The organism is Actinacidiphila paucisporea (assembly GCF_900142575.1).
GTDB lineage: Bacteria > Actinomycetota > Actinomycetes > Streptomycetales > Streptomycetaceae > Actinacidiphila > Actinacidiphila paucisporea.
In genome coordinates, this window is sequence record NZ_FRBI01000016.1 from 116,386 (window position 1) to 131,138 (window position 14,753).

Annotated in this window: 8 protein-coding genes; 4 read left to right on the forward strand and 4 right to left on the reverse strand. The window is 71.4% G+C overall.

From position 1 onward, the window contains the following. The first annotated feature begins 5 nt into the window (after positions 1-5). Entirely contained in the window at positions 6-419 is a 414-nt protein-coding gene (locus BUE44_RS22935; protein WP_073500867.1) for a hypothetical protein, read from the forward strand. A 54-nt stretch (positions 420-473) separates the two neighbouring features. On the opposite strand, the gene BUE44_RS22940 is transcribed toward BUE44_RS22935, so the two are convergent. Together BUE44_RS22940 and BUE44_RS38710 are read right to left on the reverse strand one after the other, a co-directional pair. After that, positions 474-4,406 carry a hypothetical protein gene (locus BUE44_RS22940; RefSeq protein WP_073500868.1) on the reverse strand — a complete coding sequence of 1,311 codons (3,933 nt, stop codon included), beginning with the start codon at positions 4,404-4,406 and terminating at the stop codon, positions 474-476. Then, a complete protein-coding gene (locus tag BUE44_RS38710; protein ID WP_235002368.1) occupies positions 4,403-7,249 on the reverse strand; it encodes a hypothetical protein in 2,847 nt (948 codons plus the stop codon). Before BUE44_RS38710 ends, BUE44_RS22940 begins: the two co-directional genes overlap by 4 nt. Positions 7,250-7,630: 381 nt before the next feature. On the opposite strand from BUE44_RS38710, the gene BUE44_RS22950 reads away from it, so the two are divergent. The 3 genes from BUE44_RS22950 (at position 7,631) to BUE44_RS22960 (ending at position 10,107) form a co-directional block, all read left to right on the forward strand. Next, the gene (locus BUE44_RS22950; RefSeq protein WP_073500869.1) at positions 7,631-8,440 is read left to right on the forward strand and encodes a matrixin family metalloprotease; all 810 of its coding nucleotides are present in this window, start codon (positions 7,631-7,633) and stop codon (positions 8,438-8,440) included. Between the two features lie 399 nt (positions 8,441-8,839). Further along, positions 8,840-9,229, forward strand: a complete 390-nt coding sequence (locus BUE44_RS37125) for a thioredoxin domain-containing protein (protein ID WP_143172554.1) — start codon at positions 8,840-8,842, stop codon at positions 9,227-9,229. 2 nt (positions 9,230-9,231) lie between these two features. Then, positions 9,232-10,107: a M64 family metallopeptidase gene (locus BUE44_RS22960; RefSeq protein ID WP_079189987.1), complete on the forward strand. Its 876-nt coding sequence runs from the start codon at positions 9,232-9,234 to the stop codon at positions 10,105-10,107. Here BUE44_RS22960 and BUE44_RS22965 read toward each other — a convergent pair. Together BUE44_RS22965 and BUE44_RS22970 are read right to left on the reverse strand one after the other, a co-directional pair. Continuing rightward, complete coding sequence (locus BUE44_RS22965) at positions 10,104-11,105, reverse strand: hypothetical protein (RefSeq protein ID WP_073500872.1); 1,002 nt, start codon at positions 11,103-11,105, stop codon at positions 10,104-10,106. The two genes, BUE44_RS22960 and BUE44_RS22965, sit on opposite strands and share 4 nt — an antisense overlap. A 30-nt stretch (positions 11,106-11,135) precedes the next feature. Further along, entirely contained in the window at positions 11,136-14,675 is a 3,540-nt protein-coding gene (locus BUE44_RS22970; protein ID WP_073500873.1) for a hypothetical protein, read from the reverse strand. Between the last annotated feature and the right edge of the window lie 78 nt (positions 14,676-14,753).

Below are 14,753 nucleotides of genomic sequence, written 5' to 3' on the forward strand. Positions count from 1 at the left end.
GCCCCATGAACATCCCCGGCTTCATCGGAGAACGGACCACCTGCGGACAGCACACCGCCTACCGTCGTGCGGTCGCAGGAGTGGACTACGGCGCCTGCCGGGACGAGTGCCGGGAGGAGAGCCGGCGCCAGTGCCAGAACTCGTACGATCCGCAGGCCTGCGCGGCGCGGGTCTACAAGAGCTGCATGCGGGAGTGCACGTACGAGCCCTACTGCTACGACGTGACGAAGCACGATCCCAACGGCAGCGTCTGGCAGCGGACCGTGTGCCGGGAGTACGACGGGAGCATCGACCCGCAGACTCCCTGGTGCCGCACCGCGCAGAAGTGCGAGGGCAGCATCCTCTCGGAGCGGACCGAGTGCCAGCGGGACGACGGGACCGTCGACGTGACGGAATGGCACTCGGTGGACATCTGCTGACAGCCGGCCCGCAGTACCCCGGCACCGGCGTGACCGGTGGCGGGACCCCTTGCGTCATGCCGCGCTGGGTACGGGGAGCGTGTCAAGGTAGGTGATGCGCTGCGCCGGGAGCCCGTCGGGGCCCGGCAGTTGCTCGTACTCCCGAACGAGCACCCGCATCGGGCGGGCGCCGAGCGCCACCGGCAACACCACGGGAGACTCCCAGCGGCCGATGACGCCCGCCACGTCGCAGGCCAGTTCGACAGCCGGGTGGTTGTCCAGCGTCTGCCAGGTGAAGGCCTCGCCCGCCGGGCCCGCGATGGTGTTGCGGACCTGCACTTCGGCCGTGACGGTCGACAGCAGGCCGCCCGCCCCCGGAGGCGGCGCGGGGCCGATGACGGCCACGTCGACGCCGATGTGGGAGGGCTGGAGCGTCACCGTAGTCCGGCGGAAGGCGGGGATCTTGACGAAGCCGGCGTCCACGACGGGTGACAGCCGCAGGTCGTCCGGGGTGAGCAGGGCGTTCTGCTGGAGGCGCGCGATCTTGAGCCGCACGAAGGGCTCGTACAGCTTCGTGCCGGCGAACTGCACGTCCGCGTACCACAGACGGCGATCCCGGTCGTACTGGACGGCGTACCCCATCGCGGTCCCGGCCGGGAGCGGCACGGCAGTGTCGGCGTGCAGGTCGGACGGCGCCAGGAACCTTGCCGTGGTCCCGGCCCCCACGTCGCGCACGGGGTCCCGCCCCCATGTGGTGGCCGTGTCGGGGGACGCGGCGCCGGACCCCGCGACCATCACGGCCAGCATCTCACCCTCGCCCGAGGCGTACCACGGCCGCTCCAGGTAGACCCGCGCACCCCCCTCGTGCCGGGTGCTGACGACCTGCCCGGCCGCGGTGGACTCCTCCCAGCGGAAGGCGGGCACCACCGAGTGGACGGCCGGGGCGGGCGGGCACACGGTCGCGGGTACGTGCAGCCGTGCCGTCAGGCCCGCCCGCGTGACGGGGGGCTCGACGTAGGACACCTCCACCTGCTGCCCGTCGGTGATCGCGCTCCCCTGCGTGCGGCTGATCTGGCCCGTGCCGTGGAGGACCACGACATCGTCGTCGATGCTGAAGGCCGCCGCCGGCTCGGCCGGGGTGCCCTGTCCCGTCGTCTTGGGGACGACGGCGCGGACGACGACCGTCCCGGGCACGAAGGCGGGCGCGACGCAGACGATGTCGGTCCTGGTCAGCCGCACCGTGCGGCGCTCGGTGAAGTAGGGGCCGAAGCGCGAGGTGCCGATCGGGGTGCAGCTCACGACGTGGTGGCGGGTGTCGCCCACGTCGTGGCGGACTTGGAAGGGGGCCGTGACGACCGGAGGAGTGCCGGGCACCGGCTCCGGGCGGATGTCCTGCTCGCTCTGCCGCAGCACGGCGTAGCCGTCGGTTTCCACGGGGTCCGGCTGCGCGGTGTCGTCGACCACGTCGTGCCACCGCGCCTCGGCGTGCACGCTCAGGGTCGAGGGGTCGTGCAGCGTCAGCGCCGGGTCCCCCAGCACGTACGCGGTAGCGCCCGGCTCCCGTACGACGGCTGCTTTGACGAAGGCGGGCGAGACCACCGGGCACCGCACCGCGTGGACCATGCGGAGTTCGACCGGCGGCGTCAGCTCTCCGATCCGGCCGGCGAGCGCGTCGGCGCGGTGCGCGGCGATCTGCGCCGGCGTGGGACTCGCGGACTCCAGCCACGCCCACCACAACCCCATGTCCTCCTCGTCGCCGGCCGCCAGCACGCTGCTGAGCAGGGCGGTGCCGGTGGCGCCGGGTGCGAGCGCGACGCGCACGACCCGTGCGGCGAGGTCGACGGCCGGCGGCGGGGCGGGCGCCCCGATCGGGCCGGGCTCGACGACCAGCCGCGCCGGGAACTGCTCGTGCCAGGCGGTGCCGTGCGGCCACGGCGTGGCCACGTCGGGCTGGCCCGGCAGCCCGCGCAGCGTCAGGCCGCGTGCGAACGGGTCGGGGAGCCACGGACGTTGTACCTGGTCCATGTCCAGGTACGGGGCTCCCCCGGCGTGCTCGTCCGGCGTGCCGGCCGGCAGCACTCCGCCGTCGAACTGCTTGAGCAGCGCGTACACCTGGGCGTCGGTGCGGTGCTGGCCGGCGGCGTCCAGGACGCCGTGGCGCTCCAGTTGCTGCACGGCGGCCTTAGGCGGCAGCAGGTGCCGCTCGCACGGAGGGCGCGCGACGGGTGCGGACGGGTCCGCGTTGTCGGTCCGGACGACGAGGACGGCGACGGACTCCCCCTCCGTGACCGGCCGCCGGGCCACCAGGACGGCGGCCGGCACCGGCTCGTAGCGGGTGTAGCGCAGCGGCGCGGTGGCGTGGTCGCCCGGGTCGGGCTGCGCGGTGAAGGGGGCGCTGCGCCCCGCCAGGTCGACCAGCCGGGCGCGGAAGCGGTACGAGCGGCCGTAGCGCAGGGAAGGCAGGGTCCCGTCCGGCACCCGGACCTGGGAGGAGAAGGGCAGCCGCGAGTCCACGGCGGGGCCCGGGTCCCGGACCGTGCCGTCCGTGCCCAGCGTCCGGTCCAGTGGCGCGACGGCCAGGCTCCAGCCGCTCCAGCGGAAGACGGACTGGTGCAGCCGGGAGACCGGGTGGCCGGCAGCGTCCTTGAGCCGGGTGATCGCCTCGCCGACCGCCGCCTCGTCGTCGATCGGGACCTGGGCCGGGTAGCCCCGCACGGTGTACGTGCCGGCCCGGCGGCACAGTGGGTACCAGTGGCGGGAGGCCACGTCGAACACGTCCACCCGATAGCCCTGGAGCACGTTGTCCCCGGTCACGGCGGTGGTGTCGCCTGGCCGTCCCGCCACGAGGTCGCCGTCGAAGCCGTCCGCGGCCTTGAGTGCCTGCCGGAAGGCGACCTGACGGTCCGCCTGGGCCACGAAGATCCCGTCGGAGCGCAGGGCGGGGGGCACCGGTTCGGGCGGCGGATCGGTGCGGGGCAGGCGGCGCAGCGTCGCCGCGTACGACTGGAGGGCGAGGCCGGCCGAGTCGACGTCCAGGTCGTGCGGGGTGAACGTCGAGGTGTCGTCGAGCGGCAGGTACAGCGCGTCCGAGACGCCGTCGGCGCGCGCGAGGAAGAGCTTCCCCGACCTCTTGAAGCAGGAGGTGACCGGCTGGAACACCTCCAGGAACGCGGCGTGGTCCACCTGGGCCTGGATCGTCAGCGGCCCGTCGGGCAGGTCGGCCGGCAGCGGAACGGTCAGCCGCCGCAGCAGGCCGACGGGGGCCATCAGGCCGGGGTGGTCGGCCAGTGCCGCTACCAGGCCGTGGAAGTCCCGCTCCGGCGGCTGCAGTCCGGCGAGTGAGCCGTCCGCCGCGGGCGGCGGCGCCGTGTGGAAGGCGGCCAGGCGAGCCCAGCCGTCCGGGTCCGCCGCGAGGTCGTCGGGCAGCACGCCCTGCTGGCGCAGCTGCTCGGATATCCCGGCGGCGAAGCCAGGTTCGCCGGCCGGGTCGACCGCGGCGACGAGCCGGTCCACGGCCTCCCACCGCTCGGCCACCTCCGCCGTCTGCCCGGCGTCGGGCACGACGGGGCCGCGCCCGTGACCGTCGGCGTCGACGGGCGCGAAGAGGGTGCCGTACTGGTCGCGCAGCGACTGCGCCAGCGGGCGGGCCGGGTAGGACTCGATCGGGTCGTTCGCCACGCTCGCGTCGAACCGGAAGGAGTGGACGGGGGTGGTGGGAGGGAACAGCGCCTGCCAGAGCGGGACGTCGAGAGGGCCGTCGACGAAGGTGGCGTGCTGCGGCTCCGACTCGCCGGTCGGCTTCCGGAACAGGACGGAGACGGTGTAACCCAGCTCGGGCAGGTCGGCGACCTGCGGGAAGTCCGAGAGCTGAGGCGGCGCCGCACCGGATGGTGCCGCCGCGTCGACGGTCAGCCGCGGGCCGAGCACGAGCGACAGCTGCACGGTGCCGCCGGCGGTGGGGGGTTGCTGGGGGTCGGGGAGCAGCGTCCAGACGATCGTCTGCTTCATGTGTCCTCCATCGCTGCGTACGCGCCGCAACGGGCCTGCCAGGGCAGCGGGTCGGGGAAGGCGTCGCCGAAGGCCGGGTCAGCGCCGCTCCCGAAGTCGCGCTCCACCTCCAGCGAGACCGACTTGGAGAAGAACGCGACGCGGACCCTCACCACCACCAGGGCGGTGCCGTGGACGACCTTGGTCTGCGTGTTGTAGGTGAGCGCGAGATAGAACTCGACGGAGATGCTGATGATGCCGAGCACGTCCAGCGCGCCGACGGCCCGGAAGAAGCCGCTCACCCGGGCTTGCAGCGTGTGGGGGGCGGTCTCCTGCGCCTGGAACTTGACGTAGATGCCGGCGGTCAGGGAGACCGATCCGCTGGCCACCCCGAGGTTCAGCGCGGCGGCCGCTCCGAACTCGACCTGGGCCTCCAGCTCGACGATGTCGCCCGAATCGACGGTGATCCCGAAGAACCCCCTGCCGCCGAGCAGAGAGACCGACACGGTGAACGGGTGGTCGCGCGAGGACAGCGCGAAATGCGCGCGGACCGGTTTGCCGTCGAAGGGCAGGGTGACCGAGGACGACAGCGTGAGGTTCTGCATCAGCAGCACGCCCGCGGGGATCGCGGGGATGCCCAGGCTGTAGCCGACCTCAATGCCGGTGGCGTCCACCGAGAAGTGCGGGCCGTTGGCCGGGGTCGGGAGGTAGTCCCGCAGGCGGTCCAGGAATTCCAGGTCGCCGCCGAAGCCGACCTTCTTGACCTTGGCGTCGAGCGTCGGGGTGGCGCCGGGCTTGGAGGTGAACGCCAGCCGTGTGAAGTCCACCGTCAGGATGCCGCCGACGAACGACAGGGAGAAGGCGCTGAGTTCGCCGCGGCACTCCACCTGCGGAGGGGTGCCGTCGAGCGGGGTCCGTGTGGTGTTGCGCAGGTCGACCCTGGTCTCGTCCGTCGTCGTCAGGATGCCGAAGAAGGTGCCCGTCTTGACCTTGGGGCTCCACGCCATCGTGGTGAGCACCGCCTTGGGCGGCTTGTCGGCGGCGTCGCGGACGATCTCGGTGACGATGCGCGGAACGGTCTTGCCGTCGCCGGTCGAGGTGCTCGCGACGAGATCGGGAAGGTTCAGGAAGCCCAGCAGTTTCGGAGGGAGAAGGCCGGACGGGTCGCCCGCCTTCGGGAAGTAGCTCACCGGGTCGAACTGCCCGGCCTTGACCTTGTCCAGGGCGCCGCCGACGAGCCCCGCCGTTGCCGACAGGCCGGAGACCTGCTGGCTGAGCGCCGCCACGCCGCCCGAGTCGGTCACCGGCGGGGCGAAGCCCACCGGCGGAAGCGGCGGCGGTGGCTGCTGCACCGCCGCGTACACCTGGCCGGCGGCCGCCAGGCCGGAGCCGACGTAGGTCTGGTCGAGCACGAGCCGGACGGGGTCGGGCGCGGGCGGCGGCGCCGCGGCACCCGGTGCGGCGCTGCTCCGGGACCGGAAGGCCTGGAGCGGGGGCAGCCGCGACGAAACGCCGAGCAGCCGCGGGTACGCGGGGAGGCGTCCCGCTTCGACGAGCGGCGTCCCGTCGCCGACCGCGGGCTCGGCGCCGACGGTCAGACCCTCCACCGCCACGGTGGTGGTCTCGGCGCCGCCGTCCACCGGCGCCAACTCCAGGTTCCCGGCCGCGGGCAGCGTCATTCCCGCCGACTTCTGCTCGTACGCGGTGAGCGCCGCGGCCAACGCCTGTGCCCCGAGGTCGCCCCGGACGTAGGCGAGGGGCGCGCGGAGGGTCAGCGGGTGGCCGCGTCTGTCGGTGCAGAGGATGTCGAAGACGAGCCGTTCGGTCTGCTCTGCCGCGTGCACCCAGAAGCCGAACGTGCCAATCGGCTCGGCGCTTTCGTCCACCTCGGCGGCGAGCCTGCCCTGGAGTTGCACCCGCGTGAAGGGGAACGCCCGGCCCTGGTGCGGGAGTCCGTGGGCGCCGGCGTAGTCGAGGGCGGGCAGCAGGACCGTCAGGCGGCTGACCGTGAACAGGCCGACGTCCAGTCGCCGCTCGGTGTGGGTGGAGATCTGGACGGGAAAACCGAACGGCAGCAGGTAGCCGCGTTCCACGACGTGCACGGCCACGTCCCGGCCGGTCACCGCGTGGTGCTGGTAGCCGGTGACGCCGACTCCGGGCAGCCCGGACCAGTCGCCGGCGAGGTCGATGCTCGACCCGAGCGCGCTCAGGTGCAACTGACCGGCCAGCAGCGGCCTGCGCGCCAGCGCCCCGGTGATCTCCTGGCGCTGCGCCGCGTTCAGGGACGAGGCGAACGGCTGGTTCACCCGCGGACTCCCGCCGGACCCGAGCGGCACCCTGTTGCCGGCGGTCGTCACGGACCCGCCGGGCGGGAGGCCCAGCCGGGTGTGCCACAGCCCGGTCACGCCCGACGGCCCGGTCAGCGGCTCCGTCGGGTTCGACCACGCCGCCGGGCCGGACAGCACCCCGAGCGGCAGGCCCCACACGCACTCCAGGACCGTCCCGGCAGGGTCGCGCGGCAGGCCGGCCCAGGTCAGCAGTCCGTCCGTGGTGAAGGGCACCGACGTCCCCGCGGGAACCCGGAAGGCGAGCCGGCTGCCGCCGGAGAGCCAGCCGCCCTTGACCCTCGCCGAGTCGCTCGCGGAGGAGGTCGCCTCCTCCAGGAGCGTCTGCGGGGGGAAGTCGACCGAGACGGAGGCCGGCAAGGCGCTGTCGGTGACCACGAGCGACTGGGGGTCGGGCCCGCCGGTCCGCGACAGGTTCGTGAAGTGGAACGTCAGGACGACCATGTCCTCCCGGCGCAGCAGGGTCACAGGCGTGTGGTCCATGGGCACGGGTGCGGGTGCGGGTGCGGCGGCGCACATGTGCGACAGCTCCTTCGGCCGCGTCGGGAAAAGAGAATCTGTGGCTGTTCAGGTGACCTTGACGGCGGGCGCCCGGGAAAAGGCCGGGCCTCGGTGAACTGCCCGTTTCTTGCGGGCGATTACGCGGTCGCCCTGAAGGGCGTGACCCGCTGCTCCACTCTACGACGGGCAGTGGAAAAGGGCCGCTCGACGCGAAAATACGGCCTCCTGCGCCCGGCTGCGCGGGGCCGGCGGCCGTGCGAAAATCGAAGGGCGCGGGTCCGTGACGCCGGCGGCCGTGGACACGGCGTGCCGCCGAGACCACCGTGCGCGGGCGGCTGCGTGCATTCCCGTCCGGAGCAACCCCAGAGGCTGCATATATCTCCCCGAGAGGTACTGGTCATGTCCCGCACGACTGGAAACGTACGCACGAGAATCGCCACTGTCGAGACGACGAAGCCCGGGGATTCCTCCGAAGGCTTCGGCAGCGTCCTCGCATTCCTTCACCGGTACGGCTACCTCGAGTACGCGGAACGGGAGCACGACACGCTCACGGAAAGGGTGTCGGTCGCGCTGCGGAAATACCAGCGGCTGCAATCCCTGCCCATCACCGGCGAATTCGACGAAGCGACCCGGGAGCAGATGGACACCGGCCGGTGCGGACTCCCCGACCTCCAGCGCGGGCTGGGCTTCTCGGCCGCCTGCGCCTGGACCGGTCCCTGGGCGGAGTACCCGTCACTCACCTACGCCTTCGACCAGGGCACCTCGGACATCTCCGGGGACGGTGAGTTCCAGGCCGTCCGGAACGCCTTCGCGACCTGGGAGGCGTTCCTCACGCCGATGAGCTTCGCGGAGATCAAGCCGACCGACAGCCCGGACATCATGGTCGGCTGGCGGCCCACGGTCGACCCGGACCTCGACATGACCGGCAGCGCCATCGCCCACGCCGACCTGCCCCCCGACTGCGAGGTCCTCAACCCGGGCCTCCCCCAGCCCCTCCACTTCGACAACGGCGAGGCCACCTGGTGCATCGGAGCACAACCGGGGGCCTACGACGTGGAGAGCGTCGCCCTGCACGAGGCGGGGCATCTCATCGGCCTGGGCCACTCCAGCGACCCCTCCGCCGTGATGTTCCCCTCCATCAACGGCAACACCACACACCGGAACCTGGAGAGCGACGATCGCCAGGGAGCGCTCTTCCTCTACCCCTAGATCTAGTTACTCCAGTGAGAGTTCTCCGTACGTCCTGGTCAGCGGCCTCGTGGCGGTGAGTGCAGCCGGGCGCCTCCGGGGCCGGAGGCGGGCACCGACCCCGCCGAAGTCGCCCAGCCAGGCGGCAACAGCGTGGAAGTCCTCCCCACTCACCGTGCCAAATGCCTCTACGACCGACAATCCATCACCAACCAACGCATCGAACACCTCCTCCAACGCCTACGATCAGAAGTCGACTTCTCCGCAGCGACCTCGTATGTCCGCGAGAGCGAGCCGGCAACGAAGCGACGCGAGGGGCGCCGCTCGCCTCCGATGGCAGGCACGGCCGGAGAGGCGGAGCATGGTGATGGGGATACACGGGACGCCGGCATATCCAGCAGGCGGCCAGGAGGAGGAGTCGTGGCGAACCAAGCAGTCCGCTTCCGCGTCGCGTACGAGGGCGGAGACATACGACTGGTCTCCGAGGAAGAGGTCGGGATGACCCTCCCACCGTCCGACGAACTCGGTGAAGGAGAGCACTCCGGATTCTGGTACGAGTTGCGCGACGCCGACAACCAGGTGCTCTACCGGAAGGTGGTCCGCAGCCCGCTCCGAGAGCACGCCGAGGCGTTCCACCCCGAGACCGGAGCACCGACCCGGGTAGCGAGGGCCGCCGAAGCGGGCACCTTCTGGCTCACCGTGCCGAGCCATCCGGGCGCGTGCTACCTCGTCCTGCACAGCAGCCCCACAGAGCCCCGGCGCACGGCCGAAGCGGCCACCGAGGTCTCCCGGTTCGACCTTCGGAGGTAGCAATGGGAGTCAACGAGGGAACAGTGACGGGCTACGCCAAGATCCTCGACAACGGGCCCGACGGGGACCGTTGGAACCTGGTCGTCCTCGCCGAAGGCTACCTGGACTCACAGATGGCGAACTTCCACCTGCACGCGCTCGAGATCGTCAACGCCCTGACCAGTACCCCTCCGTTCGATGGTCTGTCCAGTGCGATCAACGTCCACCGCGTCGACATCGCCTCCAACGAGGAGGGCGCGGACGATCCGACCGCGTGCAGCGGCGGCACCGGTGCTGCTGTCAACACCTATCTGGACGCGAGTTTCTGCGGTCAGCCCTCACGTCGCGACCTGCTGACCGTGGACGACGACCTCGCCGTGCAGACCGCTTTCGACAGGGTCATCAACACCCACGCTGTTCTCGTCCTGGTCAACACCCGTGTCTACGGCGGTTCCGGGGGAGACTCCGGCTCGGTGGGAGTTGCGGTCGCTTCCCTCCACCCCGCCGCGTTCAACGTCGCCATGCACGAACTGGGCCACAGTGCCTTCGGCCTGGCCGACGAGTACGACGACACCACCGACGCGCAGCCCCACCACCCCGCCCCGGAGCCCGCCGAGGGCAATGTCACCCTCGAGGGCACCTACCCCGCCATCAAGTGGAACGGGCTCGTCGATAGCTCGACGCCGATGCCGACGCAGGAGAACGGCGACTGCGACGTGAGCAACAGCACCCCGTCACCGGTACCCGCCGGGACCGTCGGCGCGTTCGCGGGCGCCGACAACTACCACTGCGACGTCTACCGCGGCGAGTACAGCTGCAAGATGAGGTCGCTCCAGCAGCCCTTCTGCGCAGTGTGCCAGGACATCATCAACGCTGTCCTCTTCCCGTTCTTCCCCTAGGAGGCGAAGCGCTCGCCGTCCCACAACCGGTCGACCATCGACGCCAGCGCACTCGCCCTGATCGCCCCCGGTGCGTGGGCGAGCGCGAGTTCGGTGCCGAACCGCGACACGCCGGCCAGCAGGCCGGTGACGTTGCCCAGCTCCGCCCAGGCCAGATCCGTCGGCCCGGACGGGAGCGCAGGGATCCACCGCGGGGTGAACCCGGATCCCTCCAGCGCGGTGTGCAACGGCAGCAGCGGGCGCCCGGCCAGGGCCTTCTTGGAGTAGGTGGCGGTGGCCGCGTCCCAGTGCACCGCTTGCCAACCCGTCTTGACGGCTCCCTTGGTTCCTGCGTGCACGGCGAGGGCAGGACCGTAGCCGGGCGGGTCGCCCTTGCGTCGGGCCAACACCACCGGGTCGGTGGCCGGGTCGGCAAGAGCGGCGGCGGGCGCGATCCGTACGGCCCGGCCGAGGGCGAAAAGGAGCGAGTCGATTTCTTCCCCGGCCGGCGGCTGCATCAGGGCAGGCGGCAGTACCGGGGGCGGTGACCACAGCGGCAGCTGCCCCGACCAGCTGTGGATCGTACCCATCGCCTTGGACAGACCGGGGGCGAGATCCGACCGCAGGTGAATCGACGGCGCCACGGACGCGGCGCCCGGCCCACTCGGCAGGTCGTTGGCGAGGGGTACGAGGGGCAGGGGCGGCGGTAGAACGTCCTGCTCCAGCTGGGGAGCAGGGGGAATCGCCAGCCCCAGGGCGGCGCTCAGCATCTCGCTGCGCATATCGGTCATGCCCAGCGTGGCCAGCAGGTTGAGGTAGCCGCCCATCTCCGTGATGTTCTTGGGCGCGGGCAGCCGGGAGGGGATGACGTCGCCTTCGAGTGCCAGCCTGCGCAGCAACAGGGCCTGCGCCGCTTGGACGTCGGGCGTCGCCGAGCCGCGGATCAGGTCGGTGAGGGCCTTGAGGACGCCGTCGTCGGACGCGTCGCCGGCCCCTCCGCCAGGCGTGGGGTCTGTCATCGTGTCGCCTTTCGCAGTGGGGGCTGCGGGTTACGGGTGGGGCGGCGCACCGCCGCCGCCGGACTTCTTTGCCAGCGGAGTCGTCGTCTTGGCAGGGTCCGCCGGCGCCTTCTTCTGCGCGTCTGCCTGGTCCTTGGCCTTCTTCAGGGCCACCATGCCGTCGATCGCCTTGCCCGCCAGACTCGTCGCGGAGGCCAGGGCGTCCTTGCGGGCGCCCTCGGCGGTGTCCTGGGTCTTCTCCGTCAACTTTTCGAGGTTCGCGGCGTTGGTGAGGACACTGGTGTCGAGCTTCTGCCCGGCGGCCGCCGTGATCAGCGCCGTGGCGAGGCCGGCGGGGATCTTGTCCGAGTCTGGCATCGGCGTGGCGATGTTGTTGATCACCGGACCGGCTGCGGCGGTGGTCCCTGTCAGAGCCGTACCGGCCGCAGCCTCCGGCGCCACTGCCATGGCTCCCGAAGGCATCGTCACGTTGCCGATCGCCGTCGCTTCGTCGCCCGGCGAATCCTGCCAGTGCCAGAACCTGGTGAGATCGATCTTCTCCGCCGACGGGCAGTGGCCGAGCACCGCCTCGCCCAGCACCCCCTTCGTCGGCAGGGCGATCGTCGAGCGCGGCGGGTCGAACCCGTCCGTGTGGAACCGCGTCAGCGCGCTCTGGACGTCGCCCGTGGTCAGCCCCTTCGTGACGACCTCGCCGTGCTCGACGACCGTGGTCGCCCGTGTGACCGCCACCGGGATCTGGAAGGGCAGCACCATGGAGTTCCCGTAGTAGCCGAGCACGTTGTTCGTCACGCAGGACAGCAGCGGCACGGCGTCCTGGGGGTTGCCGTCCTCGTCCGGCGGGACGGGGATCTCGTACCGCTCGAGCATCACCGCCCGTTCCTCCGGGGTGAGCGAGGCGTACACCGCCACCGTGCAGGCCATCGTGTGCCGGACGGTCCACTGCAGGGTCTTCTCGATCTCCAAGATGGCGCCGTACCCCAGCAGCGGGGAGATCAGCCGGGAAGAGACCGGGAGTTTCGTGCGCGACAGTTCCACATTGGTGCCCCAGGACGCACTCGCGAAGACGACCGACGGCTCGGGTGTCCCCGGCGCGGAGCCCGTCCCGGGCGTTGCGGGAATCTGGGCCGAGAACGCGCTCAGCCGGGGGCCGCCCAGTTCCTGCTCCAGCCGTTCGGGAGTGAACGACACGCTCCTCGACGGCTGCTGAGCTGTGACGGTGATGAAGTCGGGGAGCGCAGTACCGGCTCCGAACAGTTCCTGGGCGACAGAGAGGTCACGCACCGCTGGCGGAAGGAAGTGGTAGTCCAGCGGTCGGAAGCGGCGGGTGATCTCGAAGCCGACGACGTCCTGGCGCGGGATTGACGACGGCAGCACCACGTCCCCGAGCATCAGGCCCGAACTGCCGGTCCGTCGTGCCCGTAGATGGCCGAAGAGCTCCTGCTCCGTGCTGAACGCCTGCGTGCGGTCCCCGTCCACGTCTCCGCGAATGGGGGGGACCGTGGCTCCTGCGGCGTTCAGCGGGACCGGTCCGGCCCGCAGGCCCTGCTTCGACACCACCGTGACGAAGACCTCGTCCAACGGCAGGAAGGTGCCCGTCACGCTCAGCTGCAGGATGTCCTGCGCCGGGTCGGAGCTGCTCTGCACCGTCGCGTTCGGGTCGGCGGCGAACTCCGTGAGCAGAGCGAGCCCGCGCCGGTTCCTGACCGGCAGGACCGTGCCGAGAACCTCGCTGTGCTTCAGCAGCCTTCCGTAGCGGGCCAGGACCTCCGCCCGGTCGGTCGGAGCCGCCTCCAGCTCCCGCGGTTGGCCGTACGGCAGGAAACGTACGACGTCGAGGGGCACCAGGCAGACCAGCGTCACTCCCTCGACGGCGGTCTGGACGTCGAACATGCGCAGCACTTCCCAGTACTGCACCGTCAGGGCGCGCGTCTTGTTGTGGTTCGCGATCACCTTGGTGACGACCTGGCCGCGCTCGCTGGCAGTGGCCATCCGCATCCCGCTGCGGGCGGTCCGCCGCCTGGCGGCGGCCTGCCGATGGGTCGCGGCATGGGTCTGCTGGGCCGCGACCGAGGTGCTGTCTCGGCTGCCCGACAGCCAGGTGTTCGTCTGGCCCGAATTGGAAGCCGTGCCGTAACTGGTGGAGACACCGCCGCCCGCGGCCCCGAAGGGGAAGAACGCGCCGCCACCGGCCGCCGCGGCGATGGAGAAGGAGCTGGCCTCGGTGGAGTACGCGCTCCCGCCCTGCGCGGCTTCCTGGTAGGCGGAGGTGAACGTGGCGGCCGCGCTCGTGTCGTCCTGCTGGCTGTAGCTCATCTGCTCGGTGCTGTCGAGCGTCTCGCTCTCGATCACCGAGGAGTTCGCGGTCCGCTCGACCACCGCGATCCGCTGCTGTTCCCCCGGCGCGAGCGGAAGCGAGTACACCAGATCGCCCAGCGCGAGCCCGCGCGGCGTCCACCGCTGGGCCATCTGGACGACGTAGCCGATGGACAGCGAGGAGGCCAGCGGCATCTGGTCCCACCACGGGGAGTTCTGGGCGAGGTTGTCCCGGAACGCCTCCACCGAGATCGGCCGGTCGAGCGGGGTGCGTCGCCTGATGTGCAGTTCCTTCGCCGTGCCGGCCAGCGCATCGAGCGGGTTGACGGTGCTGTACACCGGCGCGAGTGCCTGCCCGCCGTAGAGCTCGTTGTCGCCCAGGGCGTACATGAGGGTCGGCTTGCTCAGCGCAGGATCGGTGAGCCGGAAGAAGACGGGGAAGGGAAAGCGGTCCTGCGACGAGTCGGTGCGGAAGACCAGTTCGCAGGCGTCCTCACCCAGTTGCACCACCGGCATCGTGGCGTCGGCGGCCGTCCCGGCCGGCGCCGTCCCCTCGTCGGCGACCAGTTGCTGAAGCTGTCCGAACAGACCGAGCGGCAGCGGCTCCACGACCTTCGAGAGCGTGAGGGGCGGAAGCAGGCCGCTGGCGAGGACGGCCTTCCAGTCCACGTGGAGCGTCTGGTCACCCTTGGCGCCGGTGATGAGCAGCGGCAGGTGCGGAAGGTCCGTCGAGGCGCGCCAGGCCTGCGGGATGCGCAGGACGAAGGAGCCGTCGTCCGAGGTGTACGCCACCGGAGGGACCGCCCCGGACATAGCGCGGCCCAGGGTCACCTGGACTCGCTGTGCGGGCCCGCCGTCCGGGTTCCGCACATGGCCGACCACCTGCTGCGGCCGGTACCGGGGATCCTCGGCGGCCTGACGGAAGGTCGCGTCCCCGGCCAGATCCACCAGACCCTGCGTGAACCCTCGCGCGTCGGCCAGCTGCATCTCAAGGTATTCCTCCGCGAGCCGCTGCGTGGCCGGGTCGTCGCGAGACCGCTCCCAGATGGAGCACTCGTCCGGCGGCACGCTCCAGGGCAGTTCCGACGACTGGCCGTCCCTGCAGACGTACTGCTCGAGGTACTTCTCCTGCAGATGGCGGTCGCGCTCGGGCACCACCCCGGTGCCGACGGCCCAACGACTGACCGCTTCGGAGCCAGTCGGCCCGGGCGAATCGGTCTCCTCGCGAGCCGGCCTGTGCGGGTCGTTGTCCTTCACATGACTGACGTTCAGCTCTCGGCCGCCTCCCGTCCATGAGGCTGGTCGCGGTGACCACGCTCTGTAACCACATGGGCT

Coding starts and splice junctions, on each gene's coding strand:
- BUE44_RS22935 (WP_073500867.1), top strand. CDS start 6: ATGAACATCCCCGGCTTCATCGGAGAACGGACCACCTGCGGACAGCAC.
- BUE44_RS22940 (WP_073500868.1), bottom strand. CDS start 4,406: ATGAAGCAGACGATCGTCTGGACGCTGCTCCCCGACCCCCAGCAACCC.
- BUE44_RS38710 (WP_235002368.1), bottom strand. CDS start 7,249: ATGTGCGCCGCCGCACCCGCACCCGCACCCGTGCCCATGGACCACACG.
- BUE44_RS22950 (WP_073500869.1), top strand. CDS start 7,631: ATGTCCCGCACGACTGGAAACGTACGCACGAGAATCGCCACTGTCGAG.
- BUE44_RS22960 (WP_079189987.1), top strand. CDS start 9,232: ATGGGAGTCAACGAGGGAACAGTGACGGGCTACGCCAAGATCCTCGAC.
- BUE44_RS22965 (WP_073500872.1), bottom strand. CDS start 11,105: ATGACAGACCCCACGCCTGGCGGAGGGGCCGGCGACGCGTCCGACGAC.